Source organism: Paraburkholderia sp. MM5477-R1, from assembly GCF_050436385.1.
Taxonomy (GTDB): Bacteria; Pseudomonadota; Gammaproteobacteria; order Burkholderiales; family Burkholderiaceae; genus Paraburkholderia; species Paraburkholderia tuberum.
Genome location: NZ_JBNDMC010000003.1, coordinates 335,624 through 349,599, shown reverse-complemented (window position 1 = coordinate 349,599; position 13,976 = coordinate 335,624). Strand labels below are relative to the sequence as shown.

Genomic DNA, 13,976 nt, shown 5'->3' with positions numbered 1-13,976 from the left:
CGGATGTCATCGTGCGTGCCCCGCTGAGGCGCTTTGCTTTCCGCTGTAATGGCCGGAAATGTGCGCGCATTGGTCGGCGAGCGAAACCCGCCTACACTCTGATGGCCTCTTGCTGAGGCATCGGTGGAAGTCTTTTCAGCCCGCTTCTGGCGGGCTTTCTTTTGCCTTCGATTCGCCATTCAAACGCGGCAATAAAAAAGGCGAACCCGCCAAGCGGGTCCACCTTTTCGATCCCGGTTCAACCAGCCACGCCGCAAGCTTAGGCTCACGGCGCTGCCCAGGCGTCGATTACTTCAACATCGCACGCGCCGCTTTCACCGCGGCCAGCACCTGCTCGGGCGCGGTGCCGCCCGGATGATTGCGGCTCGCCACCGAGCCCTCGAGCGTCAGATACGAGAACACGTCGTCGCCGATCAGATGCGAGACGTTCGGCAGTTCGCCGCGCATTTCGTCGAGCGTCAGGTCCGCGAGATCGCAGCCGCGATCGGCGCACACGCGCACCGCGAGCGCGACTGCTTCGTGCGCGTCGCGGAACGGCAGGCCGCGCTTGACGAGATAGTCGGCGAGGTCCGTCGCGGTCGAGAAGCCTTGCAGCGCGGCGTCGCGCATCGCCTGCGGCTTGACCGTGATGCCGGCGACCATTTCGGCGAAGATGCGCAGCGTGTCGGCGACCGTATCGACGGTGTCGAACAGCGGCTCCTTGTCTTCCTGGTTGTCCTTGTTGTACGCGAGCGGCTGGCCCTTCATCAGCGTGAGCAGCGCCATCAGATGGCCGTTCACGCGGCCGGTCTTGCCGCGCGCGAGTTCGGGCACGTCCGGGTTCTTCTTCTGCGGCATGATCGACGAGCCGGTGCAGAAACGGTCGGCCAGATCGATGAAGCCGACGCGCGGGCTCATCCACAGCACCAGTTCTTCGGAGAAGCGCGACACGTGCGTCATCACGAGCGCGGAGGCGGCCGTGAATTCGATCGCGAAGTCGCGGTCGGAGACTGCGTCGAGCGAGTTCGCGCAGATGCCGTCGAAGCCGAGCGTCTTCGCCACGGCGTGACGGTCGATCGGATAGCTGGTGCCGGCGAGCGCGGCCGCGCCGAGCGGCAGACGGTTCACGCGCCTGCGGCAGTCGATCATGCGCTCGGCGTCGCGCGAGAACATTTCGACGTACGCGAGCAGATGGTGGCCGAACGTGACGGGCTGCGCGACCTGTAGGTGCGTGAAGCCCGGCATGATGGTCGCGGCGTTCTTCTCCGCGATCTCGAGCAGCGCCACGCGCAGTTCGGTGAGCAGCTCGCCGATGCGGTCGATCTCGCCGCGCAGCCACAGGCGAATGTCGGTCGCAACCTGGTCGTTGCGTGAGCGGCCGGTGTGCAGGCGCTTGCCGGCGTCGCCGATCAGCGCGGTCAGGCGCGCTTCGATGTTCAGGTGCACGTCTTCGAGATCGAGCTGCCATTCGAACTCGCCGCGCTCGATTTCACCTTTGATCTGCGCCATGCCGCGCTGGATCGCGGCGAGGTCGTCGGCGGAAATGATCTTCTGCGCGGCGAGCATCGACGCGTGCGCGAGCGACCCTTCGATGTCGACGAACGCCAGACGCTTGTCGAAGAAAACCGACGACGTGTAGCGTTTGACGAGTTCCGACATCGGCTCCGAGAAGCGAGCCGACCAGGCTTCGCCTTTTTTGTGCAGTTGGGACGTCATGGTGTTGGGCGGTAAAAACGAGCGGTGAAGAGGCTGGCAACGCGAGTGCGCGAATCGTGCAAGAGCGCCGCCGCAGCGAAGAAAGACGAAGATTTTAACACCGGGTGAGGGCGGCCAAAGCGCTGCCGCCCGTCGCGGGCCTATTCGCGCACCAGCATCACGAGCTTCAGATCCTCGCGATGCGCGGGCTTGAACGTGATCTGGTCATAAACGATGCGCCCGTCGCGCGGATGGTTGAACTCGCGCCTGCCACCTTCGCGCCCGCCGACGTCCTGGGAGGCCCAGTAGCGTGCGAACTCGTCGCTCGCGGCCGACAGCGAATCGATCAGCCCACGTGTGGGCGCATCGTTCAGATGGCGGATCGAGTCGGCGCGGAATTCGGCGGCGAGCCGCCGCGCGCGCGTTTCCCAATCGACGATCAACGCGCGCGCGGCCGGCTCGGTGAACGTGTAGCGCAGCAGGTTGCGGTCCTGCGCGCCGTCGAGCCAGCCGACGAACAGATCGGCCGCGCGCTCGTTCCACGCAAGCGCATTCCACTGCCGGTCGAGCACGTAGGCGGGCGTGTCGATGAGCTGCACGGTTTGCAGCAGCGTGGCGGGCGCATCGGCGGCGGCCGGGTCGGGCTCGGCCGGATCGCGTTGCGCGGCCAGCTCGAACAGATACGCGCGCTCGGCGCGCGACAGCTGCAACGCGACCGCGATGCGCGCGAGCGCATCGGCGGAAGCGGACACTGGCCGGCCCTGCTCGATCCACGTGTACCAGGTCGGGCTCACGCCGCACAGCTGCGCGACTTCCTCGCGCCGCAGACCGGGCGTGCGGCGACGCGGCCCCGGCGGCAGCCCGACCGCCTGCGGCGACAGCCGCTCGCGATGGGCGCGGATGAAGTCGCCGAGCGCGCGGGCCGGGGTGGCGTCGAGCGGCGGCGGGTGATCGGCGGAAGACGGCGTCGTCATGCTATCGGCTGCGCGTGGAGGGGGTAACGTGGAGGGGGTAATAGAGATACCAGAATAATTGCCGAACTTGTACTGGTACATGGCGGGCTCTATTGTAGCGGCTGGATTCGCGCAATGAGAAAAGCCGGGTGTGACCTGCGTCGGCCACACCCGGCTTTTGTCCGCCAATGCGGCAACCTCAACCGGTATTGCGCAACCCCGCCGCGATCCCGTTGATGCTCAAATGAATGCCGCGCCGCACGCGCGCATTCGTGTCGCCCGCGCGATAGCGTTTGAGCAGTTCGACCTGCAGGTGATTGAGCGGATCGAGGTACGGAAAGCGATTCTTGATCGAGCGCGCGAGCAGCGGATTCTCGGCGAGCCGCTCGCTCTTGCCGGTGATCTCCGACAACACCTTCGACGTGCGCTCCCACTCGGCGACGATGCGCTCGAACACATGCTTGCGCAGCTTCTTGTCGGTCACGAGCGCGGCATAACGCGACGCGACCGCGAGGTCGGTCTTCGCGATGACCATGTCCATGTTCGACATCAGGTTCGAAAAGAACGGCCAGCTCTTGTGCATCTTCTGCAGCAGCGCGAGACGGCGCGCGCGTTCGGCGTCGGACGGCGCGCTGTCGAGGTGCTCGGCGACCGCGCTGCCGAAGCCGTACCAGCCGGTCAGCAGCAGCCGGCATTGACCCCACGAGAAGCCCCACGGAATCGCGCGCAGATCCTCGATCTTGCGTTGCTTCGGATCCTGCAGCTTGCGCGACGCGGGGCGGCTGCCGATGTTCAGCTCGGCGATCTCCGCGATCGGCGTCGACTCGAAGAAATACTCCTTGAAGCCCGGCGTTTCGTAGACGAGCGCGCGATACGCGGCCATCGCCGTATCGGACAGCTGCTGCATCGTTTCCTCGTACACCGGCAGCTCGGCCAACGTGTGGTCGTGCGGCAGCAGCGACGCTTCGAGCGTCGCGGCCACGACGGTTTCCAGATTGCGCCGGCCGATTTCCGGATTCGCGAACTTGCTCGCGATCACTTCGCCCTGCTCGGTCAATCGGATCTGACCGTCGACGGTGCCCGGCGGCTGCGACAGGATCGCCTGGTAGGTCGGGCCGCCGCCGCGCCCGACGGTGCCGCCGCGCCCATGGAACAGACGCAGCGTCACGCCGCGTTCGTTGAACAGCGACACGAGCGCAAGCTCCGCGCGATACAGCTCCCAGTTCGACGTCAGGAAGCCGCCGTCCTTGTTGCTGTCCGAGTAGCCGAGCATCACTTCCTGCTCGTTGCCCTGATGTTCGATCAGCGCGCTAATGCCCGGCAGCGCGATCAGATCGCGCATGATGTGCGGCGCGTTGCGCAGGTCGGGGATCGTCTCGAACAGCGGGATCACCATCAGGCCGGCGCGCGCGGGGTCGTGCTCGTCGCCGAGGCGTCCGCGCAACAGGCCGGTTTCCTTCTGCAGCAGCATCACCTCGACCAGGTCGGTAACGGTCTCCGTGTGCGAAATGATGTAGTTGCGCACCGCGCGCGCGCCGAACTTCTCGCGCGTCATGCGCGCTTCCTCGAGCACCGCGAGTTCGCTTTTCACGAGCTCGGAGTAGTCGGCGGAGGGCACGCGCAGCGCGCGCGGCTGCGCGAGCTCGGCGAGCAGCACGGTCAGCTTGTCGGCTTCCGCCAACGCCGCGTAATCGTCCTCGACACCGGCGCGCTTGAGCAGCTCGGCGATCACCGCTTCGTGGATATCGGAGCTTTGCCGCAGATCGATGCTCGCGAGATGGAAGCCGAACACTTCGGCCGCGCGCGCGAGCGGCGCGAGACGCGGCGCGGCGAGCGGCGCGCCGTGATGCTCGGCGAGCGAATCCATCAGCACGTGGAGGTCGCGCACGAAGTCGGCGGCGTCGTCGTAGGGAATCGCGCGGACCGGCGCGACGCCGCGGCCGGCGCTGCGCAGCGGCACGCTGCCTTCGCCGAGGCGCACGCGCGCGCTTGCCGCGAGCCGCGTGTAGATGCCGATCAGCGCACGACGATACGGCTCGTCGGTGCGATGCGGCGAATGGTCGGGCGAGATGGCCGCGAGCTCATTGAGCGCATCGCTCGCGCCGACGAGCACATTCGACATCGATAGCTCCTCGCCGAGCTTGTGCACCTGCTCCAGGTAGTGCTCGAAGATCACCGCGGCCTGACGCGTGATCGCATTTTCGAGCGTTTCGGCGGTGACGTTCGGATTGCCGTCGCGATCGCCGCCGATCCAGCTGCCCATCTGGAAGAACGGCGGCAGGCGCGCTTCGAGGCCATGCTCCTTCAGCGCCTCCTCGATGTCGGCGTACAGCGCCGGCAGTTCTTCGAGGAAGGTGCTGCGGTAGTACGACAGCGCGTTTTCGATTTCGTCGGCGACCGTCAGACGCGAGTCGCGCAGCATGCGCGTTTGCCACAGCGACGTGACGCGCGCGCGCAGCATCGCTTCGTTGTGCGCGCGCTCGCGGTTCGTCAGCGGCTGGTCGCGCTCGGCGAGCAGACGCGCGATGTCGTGCTGCGCGTCGAGAATGCTCTTGCGCTGCACTTCGGTCGGGTGCGCGGTCAGCACCGGCATGATCAGCGCGTCGTCGAAAAACCGCTGCAGCACCGGTGTCGCGGCCGCACCAGCCGCGGCGAGCCGCTCGAGCGCATGGGCGATCGTGCCCGGCTGCGAGGCCGAGCCCGCGAGCGCGTGAATTCGGTGACGGCGGTTGCGGTGACGGTCTTCGGCGATGTTCGCGAGATGCGAAAAGTAGCTGAACGCGCGCACGACGCTGACGGTCTGCTCGGGCGTCAGCGTGCGCAGCTTCTTGTCGAGCGTCTGCGCGGCGGCGCTGTCGTCCTCGCGACGGAAACGCACTGCCGTCTGCCGGATCGTCTCGACGATGTCGAACACCGCCTCGCCTTCCTGCTCGCGCAGCACGTCGCCGAGCAGACGCCCGAGATAGCGGATGTCCTGGAACAGCGGGTGGTCCTTGTCCTCGCGCGTGCGGCCGCCGCTCTTCGCGGTGGTCGCGGCGGCGGACTCAGCCGGCGGCAGGTCCTTCGGTTTCGACGGTTTCGCGGCGCGCGGGGGTGTTGCGTCGCCATCGACCTTGGCCTTGGCCTTGGCCGGCTTGCGCGCGGTGGCCGACGTCGCGGCCTGTTCAGCCTTGCTGGCCTTGCCGGCTTTCGACGCCTTTTGCGCCTTGTCCTGCTTGACGGGCACCGAGGTCTGCGCGGCCTTCGGGGCTTTGGTGGCGCGAGCGGCGAGGGCGCGGCGCCTGGCGCGCTGGTCGGCGCGCGTGTCGCCATGTTGACCGACGCTCGACGATATGGCGTGCGCGGCAACGTCGGACAGGGCGTCAGGCGCCGCGGCGTCGGCCGGGCGAGCGGTGGGCGAGGCAGTGTTGCGGCGGGCGGGGCGCGCCGATCCGGAAGACGTCACGATGAGTTTCCTCGGGGAAGCCAGGGTCTGTTGATTGATGAACTGCGACTGCGGAACTGCCACCAGCAAGTGCAACGTGAACTGCGTGCAACAGGGACTACGCAACGGACTACAAGACGGACTGCTAGTGCAACTGCAACGGAGACTTGAAACGGCGACTGTACACGGCGATTGCTCGACCCACTGGAAGCGCGGCCCGCGCGTGCCGCACCGCGTACGCGGAACGACACGAGCGCTGCCGAATCGCGCGACGCCGACGAGGGAGAAAGGAGCCACGGGCTGCCAGCCCGCGCTGGGACCGAACACGCGGCAGGCATCGCCTCAGCATGTTCGCCGCATTGCATCATCCCGCATGCCGCCGCGCAGTGCGCGAACGACCGTACGTGACAACGCGGAATGGGCGCCTTCGCGCGTGGCGCGAAGCCCGTCTCCTCCGTCGATGCCGCTTGCGCACGGCGCTTCGCCATGCCTTGGAACCAAAGGGCGCGAACGAGGGCGCGTGCTAACATTGATTGTTATTTCATCCCGACATCCAGCAGCAAGCTAATGAACACCGAGACGTTTTCCACGCCACCCCACACGCTTGTGATTGCGTCGCGAGAGAGCCGCCTTGCCATGTGGCAAGCCGAGCATGTGCGATGTGCGCTGCACAAATTATATCCATCTTGTGACGTAAAAATCCTCGGAATGACGACACGTGGCGATCAGATTCTCGATCGCACGCTGTCGAAGGTGGGTGGCAAGGGGCTCTTCGTGAAGGAGCTCGAAGCCGCGCTCGGCGATGGCCGCGCCGACCTCGCGGTGCATTCGCTGAAAGACGTGCCGATGGAGTTGCCCGCCGGTTTCGCGCTGTCCACCATCATGGAGCGCGAGGACCCACGCGACGCGTTCGTGTCCAATCAGTACGACTCGCTCGCCGCGCTGCCGGCCGGTGGCGTGGTCGGCACCTCGAGTCTGCGGCGCGAGGCGATGCTGCGCATGCGCTATGCACATCTCGACGTGCGGCCGTTGCGCGGCAATCTCGATACCCGACTCGCCAAGCTCGATCGCGGCGATTACGCGGCGATCATTCTGGCCGCGGCCGGGCTGAAGCGGCTGGGTCTCGCCGATCGCATCCGCGCGCTGCTCGATCCCGAGGACAGTCTGCCGGCGGCGGGCCAGGGCGCGCTCGGCATCGAGATTCGCGCCGATCGCGCGGACCTCGCCGCATGGCTCGCGCCGCTGCATCATCCGCACACGGCGGCGGCCGTCGAAGCGGAGCGCATGGTATCGCGCGTGCTCGGCGGCAGCTGCGAGGTGCCGCTCGCGGCCTACGCAACCTGGGGCGATGGCGCGCTGCATCTGCGCGGCATCGTCGCAACGCCGGACGGCCAGCGCGTGCTGAGCGCGCAGGCGTCGGCGCCGGCGCCCACCGTCGAGCGCGCGCTCGCGCTCGGCGAGGAAGTGGCGCACTCGCTCGTGCAGCAGGGCGCGCTCGACATCGTCCGCGCGCTCAGTACGGCGAGCGGTCCCGCGGCCGCGCCCAGCGCGGCGGCCAGCGAGTGATGGCCGCCGTCTCGCCCGAGAAGGCGCCCTTCACGGTCGTGATCACGCGGCCGGCCGGCCAGTCGAGCGAACTCGTCGAACAGCTCGAAGCAGCCGGACTCGCGTCGCTCGACTTCCCGCTGATCGACATCGCGCCCGTCATCGACGACGCGCCGTTGTGCGCCGCGCTCGCGTCGCTCGAACGCTACGCGCTCGTCGTGTTCGTGTCGCCGAACGCAGTCGATCACGCGTTCGCGCGCCATAACGATATCTGGCCGCATGCGCTGCCGATCGGCGTGGTCGGCCCGGGCAGCGTGCAAGCGCTCGCGCGCCACGGCGTCAGCGCGTCCGAGCATCGCGTGATCAGCCCCGCGGCGGGCGCCGACGACGAATCGACGAGCTTCGACTCCGAGAGCCTGTTTGCCGCGCTCGAGGCGCAACTCGGTGCCGCGGGCCTCGAAGGCAAGCGCGTGCTGATCGTGCGCGGCGACGGCGGCCGCGAATGGCTGAGCGAGCGCCTGCGTGAAGCCGGCGCCGAAGTCGACGCGGTGGCCGCTTACCGGCGCATCGTGCCGGAGCCGTCGATCGGCGCATGGGCGCGCGTGCACGAACTGCTCGCGGGCACGCCGCACGCATGGCTTCTGACCAGCTCCGAAGGCGTACGCAATCTGCACGAACTCGCGCACGAGCATCTGACCGCCGGCGAGATCGAGCAGCTCAAACACGCGCCCCTCGTCACGCCGCATCCGCGCATCGCGCAGACCGCGCGGGCATTGGGTTTTGATAGGATTACGGTGTCCGGCGCGGGCGACGAGCGCATAGTCCGAGCCCTCGTTGCCGCGGCCGCCGTGCCTCCCGTCGTCCAACCGGTATCGTCCAACCCGGCTCAACCACGCATGACTGAAACGAACGCATCCACGAACGCCTCACCTCAGCCGCCCGCAAGCGCCGCCTTGCCGCCGAACCCACCCTTCACGCCGTACGAAGCGCAAAAGCGCCGCAGCACGAGCGGACCGCTGCTGTGGTTGGTCATCGTGGTCATCGCGTGCGCGGCGGGCGTGGGCGGCTTCGCGATGAACCGCAAGCTGGTGCGCACCGAGCAGGAACTCGCGCAGCGTCAGCAGGCCAACGACACCCAGACCAACGAGCTGCGCATCAAGATCGACCAGGCGCTCGCCACCGTGCATCAATCGGACTCGCAGGTCGCGCAGCTCGAAGGCAAGCTCGCCGATGCGCAGGCCGCGCAGCAGGCGCTGCAACAGCAATACGCGGATCTCGCGCGCAATCGCGACGACTGGACGCTCGCCGAAGTCGGGCAGATGTTGTCGGCGGCGAGCCAGCAGTTGCAGCTGACCGGCAATACGCAGCTCGCGCTGTTCGCGTTGCAAAGCGCCGATACGCGCCTCGCGACGTCGGACAGTCCGCAGGCGGTCGCGGTGCGCAAGGCGATCGCGCAGGACATCGACAAGCTGAAGGCCGCGCCGTCCACCGATCTGACCGGCCTCGCGATCAAGCTCGACAACGCGATCGATCACGTGAACGCCCTGCCGCTGTCGGGTGAAGCACCGATTCCGCGTGCCACGCCGCATGCGGCCACGTGGGCCGACACCGCGAAGGTGGCCGCGGCCACCGGCAAGCCGCGCTGGGAAGTGTGGATCGACGAGGTCACGCACGGCATCGCCGAACAGCTGACGAGCCTCGTGCAGGTGCGCCGTATCGACAACGCCGACGCGATGCTGGTCACGCCGGATCAAGGCTACTTCGTGCGCGAGAACCTGAAGCTGCGTCTGCTGTCGGCGCGTCTCGCGCTGCTGTCGCGCAACCAGACCACGCTGAAGTCCGACCTGCAGGCGGCGCAGTCCGCGTTGACGCGCTACTTCGACGCGTCGTCGAAAGACACGCAGACGGTCATCGATCTGGTCAAGCAGGTGGACGCCGATTCGGCCGCGGTCGAGCTGCCGAACCTCGATACGAGCCTGCAGGCCGTCAATCAATACCGGAACCGGGGTTAATCATGGCGATCCGGGGACTCCTGTGGCTCGCGGCGCTGTTCGCCGTCGCGGTCGTGCTCGCGGTGGGCGGGCGCTTCGACGCTGGGCAAGTGCTGCTGATCTATCCGCCGTACCGCGTCGACATGTCGCTGAACCTGTTCGTCGTCGGGCTGGTGGTGCTGTTCGTCCTGCTCTATGCGCTGTTGCGCATCACCCGCAATATCTGGCGCATGCCGCAGCGCGTCGCCGCGTACCGCGCACGCGCGCGTGTCGCGAAGGCGCATGCGGCGTTGCGCGACGCGATCGGCAACCTGTACGCGGGGCGTTTCTCGCGCGCGGAAAAGGCCGCCAAGGACGCGCTCACGAATGGCGACAACAAGGGCGCGGCCGGTTTGATCGCGGCGACCGCCGCGCATCGCATGCATGAGTACGCGCGGCGCGACGAATGGCTCGCGCAGATCGACGAAGCCGACTGGCAGGACGCGCGCCTGATGGCCACCGCCGACATGCGCGCCGACGGCCGCGACGCCGACGGCGCGCTCAATGCGCTGACCGAGATGCAATCGCAGGGCGCGCGGCGCATTCATGCGCAGCAAATCATGCTGCGTGCGCAGCAGCAACTGAAGAACTGGGGCGAAGTGCTGAAGCTCGTGAAGACGCTGGAGAAGCGCGAGGCGATCCATCCGGCGGTCGCGGTGCGGCTCCGTCAACTGGCGGCGGAAAATCTGCTGCGCGATCGTCGCCACAATGCGGACGCGCTGCTCGAACTGTGGAACTCGCTGTCGGCGACCGAGCGTCATTCGCCGCGCCTCGCCGACACCGCCGCCGAACTGCTGGTCGCGCTGAACCGTCCGCAGGAGGCGCGCAAGATCGTCGAGGAGGCGCTCGCGCAGAACTGGGATGCGCGCCTGTTGCGACGCTATCCGGACACGGCCGGCGGCGATGCGTTGCCGCTGATCCAGAAGGCCGAGGCGTGGCAGAAGGATCGGCCGGAAGACGCGGACCTGATGTTCGCGCTGGGGCGCCTGTGCCTGCATCAGCAGTTGTGGGGCAAGGCGCAGTCGTTCCTCGAACGCGCGCTGAAGCTTGCCGACAACGAGACGCTGAAGATCCGCTCGCATCGCGCGCTCGCGCGTCTGCACGAGCAGCTGGGCGATACCGACAAGGCGAGCCAGCACTATCGCGAGAGTGCGTTGGCGATGAACGTGACGTGAGTTCGGCGTTTTCGGCCTTGCGCTGAAGCGCGCAAGCCTCGGAAACCGCTACCTGATGGCCGCAGCCCCGCGCTGCGGCCATTTGTTTTTCCGGCGGCCGGCGTTCCGGCTTCCGGCGGCCGGCGTCCCGGCGGCCGGGCGTGCGCTGGACTCGCGCGCAATTCGCGGATCCCCAGCTCGAATCGTCGGGACTGCGCTTTGCTTCACCACCTCACTGGATGCGCAACCTCGGAGGTGTTCAAAGTGGCCAGCGACGCTGTGACGGTGCAAACCGAGACCCGCAGCGGCGACGTCGAGCGCAAGGGCGTCGTCGTCATTACAGGGGCAAGTGCCGGCGTGGGGCGCGCGAGCGCGTCCGAATTCGCACGGCAGGGCTACGACGTTGGGCTCATCGCGCGCGAGCCGCGACGGCTCGCTCGCGCCGCCGAGGAGATCGCCGCGACCTATGGCGTGCGCGCACTCGCCATTGCGGCCGATGTCGCCGATGCCGACGCGATCGAGCGCGCGGCGCAGCGCGTGAAGCGCGAGTGGGGCGGCATCGACGTCTGGGTCAACGTCGCGATGGCGACCGCGTTTGCGCCGGTGTCGGCGCTCAGCGCGCGCGATGTCGAACGCGGCACGCAGGTGACCTACCTGGGGCAGGTCAACGGCATGCTGGCGGCGCTCCCCGTGATGCGCGCGTGCGGGCATGGGACGATCGTCAATGTCGGCTCGGCGCTCGGGTACCGGTCGGTGCCGTTGCAGTCGATCTATTGCGGCGCGAAGTTTGCCGTGCGCGGCTTCACCGATTCGTTGCGTTCCGAGTTGCTGCACGACGGAGTCGATATCCATCTGACGATGGTCGATCTGCCCGCGGTCAATACGCCGCAATTCGACTGGGCGCTCAATCGCACGGGGCGCAGGGCACGGCCGGTGGCGCCGGTGTTTCAGCCGGAAGTGGCGGCACGGGCGATCTACTTTGCGGCCACCCATCGGCGGCGGCAGGTGTGGGTCGGGTGGTCGACGGTCAAGGCGATCCTCGCGAACCGGATCGCGCCGACGCTGCTCGACCGCTATCTCGCGCGGGCGGGTTACGACGGGCAATTGACCGATGAACCGTTGCCCGCCGATGCGCCCGCGAATCTCTACGAGCCGGTGCCGGGCCACTACACTTCGCATGGTCGCTTCGATGACGAAGCGCATGCGTACTGCTGGCAGATGTTCACCGATCGGCATCGCAATGCGGTGTACGGCGCGGCAGTGATGGCGCTGGCGGGGGGCGTCGCGTGGCTGCTGAGGCGCGAGCGGCCCTGATGCGCGGCCGGTCGGCCTCATCCCTGTCGCCGACGGGATGTCTGGACTATCCTTCGAATGACGGTACCGCCCACAAACCGTGGTGCGGCGTCCTCGACTACGAACATTCCAAAAATGGAAGCGGACAGGCCAGTTCCTCACAAAGAACAGACTGCTGTAAGCAGGGCGCGCCGCTGGATGCGCTGGCTGCCGGGACTGACGGTGCTCAAGACGTACCGGCTGAGCTGGTTGCCGAACGATCTGACGGCGGGACTGGTGCTGACCACGATGCTGGTGCCGGTTGGGATCGCTTACGCGGAGGCATCCGGCGTCCCTGGCGTGTACGGCCTCTACGCGACGATCGTTCCGCTATTGGCGTATGCGCTGTTCGGTCCGAGCCGGATTCTCGTGCTCGGTCCCGACTCCGCGCTCGCCGCTCCGATTCTGGCGGTCGTGGTGCAAATCGCTGCGGGCGACCCGTCGCGCGCGATTGCGGCGGCCAGCATGATGGCGATCGTGTCCGGCCTGTTCTGTATCGTGATGGGCTTGCTGCGGCTGGGATTCATCACTGAATTGTTGTCGAAACCCATTCGATACGGCTATATGAACGGCATTGCGCTCGCCGTGCTGATCAGTCAATTGCCCAAACTGTTTGCCATCTCAATCGAAGAGCGCGGGCCGTTGCGGGACATCGTGAGCCTCGTGCAGGCCATCGCCGATGGCAAATCCAACTGGTATAGCTTCGCGGTGGGCGCTGGAAGCCTCGTGCTGATCCTGTTTCTCAAGCGCTTCGAAAAGCTGCCGGGCATCCTGATCGCCGTGATCGTTGCGACGTTGTGCGTAACCGTATTGCACCTCGATAGCATTGGTGTGAAAGTGCTCGGCAAGATTCCTCAAGGCCTGCCGACCTTTGCGCTGCCGTGGGTCACCGACGCCGATCTGGTCAAGATTCTGCTCGGCGGCTGCGCGGTCGCGCTGATCTCGTTCGCGGATACCAGCGTGCTGTCGCGAACTTTCGCGGCACGTTTTCGCAGCCGCGTCGACCCCAATCAGGAGATGGTCGGGCTCGGCGCGGCCAATCTTGCGGCCGGCCTGTTCCACGGCTTCCCGATCAGCAGCAGTTCGTCGCGCACGCCGGTCGCCGAGGCGGCGGGTGCGAAGACGCAACTGACGGGCGTCGTCGGCGCGCTGGCGGTCGCGGCGCTGCTGATGGCCGCGCCCAATCTGATGCGCTACCTGCCCAACAGTGCGCTCGCCGCGGTCGTCATCGCGGCGGCGATCGGTCTGTTCGAGATCACGGACCTGAAGCGGATTTTCCGCATCCAGCAATGGGAGTTCTGGCTGTCGATGGCCTGCTTTGCCGGCGTCGCGGTGTTCGGTGCGATTCCCGGCATCTGCTTCGCGGTGGTGATCGCGGTCATCGAATTTCTGTGGGACGGCTGGCGACCGCACTACGCGGTGCTGGGAAGCGTTGAAGGTTTGCGCGGCTATCACGACTTGCAGCGCTACCCGCATGCCCAGCGAATCCCCGGACTCGTGCTGTTTCGCTGGGATGCACCGCTGTTCTTTGCGAATGCCGAGCAGTTTCAGGAGCGCCTGCTGGAAGCCGTCGCCGAATCGCCGGCACCAGTGCGGCGTGTGGTGGTGGCGGCCGAACCGGTGACGAGCGTGGACGTCACCTCCGCCGACATGCTGCGGGAACTGACGCGCACCCTCGACGAGCGCGGGATTGCGCTGCACTTTGCAGAGATGAAGGATCCGGTTCGCGACAAGCTCAGACGCTTCGAGCTGACCGATCTGATTGGCGATGCGTGCTTTCATCCGACGGTGAGCAGTGCGGTTGATAGCTATGTCGAGATGGTTGGGAAGGAATAGTATTCGGACCTTGAGCTGGATCACCGGA

Annotated in this window: 8 protein-coding genes; 5 read left to right on the top strand and 3 right to left on the bottom strand. The window is 67.0% G+C overall.

All coding sequences use genetic code 11. The features are described from left to right. Positions 1–288 precede the first annotated feature (288 nt). The 3 genes from argH to ppc all read right to left on the bottom strand — a co-directional run bounded on the left by argH (position 289) and on the right by ppc (position 6,072). Complete coding sequence (gene argH, locus OKW35_RS04850) at positions 289–1,695, bottom strand: argininosuccinate lyase (protein ID WP_429551378.1); 1,407 nt, start codon at positions 1,693–1,695, stop codon at positions 289–291. Positions 1,696–1,835: 140 nt separating this feature from the next. Then, entirely contained in the window at positions 1,836–2,648 is an 813-nt protein-coding gene (locus OKW35_RS04845; protein WP_429551377.1) for a helix-turn-helix transcriptional regulator, read from the bottom strand. Between the two features lie 178 nt (positions 2,649–2,826). Continuing rightward, complete coding sequence (gene ppc, locus OKW35_RS04840) at positions 2,827–6,072, bottom strand: phosphoenolpyruvate carboxylase (protein WP_429551376.1); 3,246 nt, start codon at positions 6,070–6,072, stop codon at positions 2,827–2,829. A 546-nt stretch (positions 6,073–6,618) separates the two neighbouring features. Between ppc and hemC the strand changes: the two genes are divergently transcribed. From hemC to OKW35_RS04815, 5 genes are all read left to right on the top strand, one after another. Beyond that, positions 6,619–7,617: a hydroxymethylbilane synthase gene (gene hemC / locus OKW35_RS04835; RefSeq protein WP_429551375.1), complete on the top strand. Its 999-nt coding sequence runs from the start codon at positions 6,619–6,621 to the stop codon at positions 7,615–7,617. Then, on the top strand, positions 7,617–9,608 hold the full coding sequence (hemDX, locus tag OKW35_RS04830; RefSeq protein ID WP_429551828.1) for a fused uroporphyrinogen-III synthase HemD/membrane protein HemX: 1,992 nt from the start codon (positions 7,617–7,619) through the stop codon (positions 9,606–9,608). The genes hemC and hemDX overlap by 1 nt, the downstream gene beginning before the upstream one ends. A 2-nt stretch (positions 9,609–9,610) precedes the next feature. After that, the gene (locus tag OKW35_RS04825) at positions 9,611–10,801 is read left to right on the top strand and encodes a heme biosynthesis HemY N-terminal domain-containing protein (RefSeq protein ID WP_429551374.1); all 1,191 of its coding nucleotides are present in this window, start codon (positions 9,611–9,613) and stop codon (positions 10,799–10,801) included. Positions 10,802–11,065: 264 nt separating this feature from the next. After that, complete coding sequence (locus OKW35_RS04820; RefSeq protein WP_429551827.1) at positions 11,066–12,094, top strand: SDR family oxidoreductase; 1,029 nt, start codon at positions 11,066–11,068, stop codon at positions 12,092–12,094. A gap of 114 nt (positions 12,095–12,208) precedes the next feature. Next, positions 12,209–13,948, top strand: a complete 1,740-nt coding sequence (locus OKW35_RS04815) for a SulP family inorganic anion transporter (protein WP_429551373.1) — start codon at positions 12,209–12,211, stop codon at positions 13,946–13,948. The last annotated feature ends 28 nt before the right edge of the window (positions 13,949–13,976 follow it).